The sequence below is a fragment of the Vibrio sp. 1580 genome (assembly GCF_033340055.1).
Genome location: NZ_JAWOVT010000496.1, coordinates 1 through 582, shown reverse-complemented (window position 1 = coordinate 582; position 582 = coordinate 1). Strand labels below are relative to the sequence as shown.

General features: G+C 38.8%; 1 protein-coding gene. It reads left to right on the top strand.

Features of this window, described 5'->3' with window-relative positions; genetic code table 11:
* The coding region (locus R7093_RS26785; RefSeq protein WP_318147220.1) for a hypothetical protein at positions 1 to 352 on the top strand (352 nt) is incomplete at its 5' end.
* Positions 353 to 582: the final 230 nt, after the last annotated feature.

Sequence of the window (582 nt, the reverse complement as noted above, 5' to 3'; positions counted from 1 at the left end):
AACGTCGCTTTTGTGTTTCGCATCAGTTTGTTTGGCCATACTGCTATTTATTATTGAGTACATTTCTGGCATGGAAATGAACGGTGTCGTCTTTCTTGGGCCGTTAATACCAGCGATGAGTGTAGGATATTATTTTGGCTATAAAACAGGGAATATAATGCCTTCGACAACGAGATGGTATTCAGTGCTGCTTTGGAATTTATCGAGCTTAGTGGTGTTTTCTCTCATCTTAATGTTTTTGGGCATCTCTATATTTGAATTGATAGCGGAACTAGGTTGGTTCAGTATTATTATCGTTGTATTAACCTTAATAACCGTTTGTCTCGCGTACTTTATTTTTAAGAGTGGTTAAAAAATGGCGATTAAGGTTTTGCTAAAAGCGCAAAAGGGTGCGTAACTCAAATATAACGGACGCTTAAAGATTGATACGTAAAAAAGACGCCAGCCATATCGTGCTGGCGTTATAGTTTTCTCCTCCTTTGTGCCTCTTTGGTCTCTAGCAAAATCGAATGTTTTAGACGAAGCGCTCTTTCCACGAAAACTCAACATGTTTATGTCTGCCCAAACGTGTGTATAATTCGC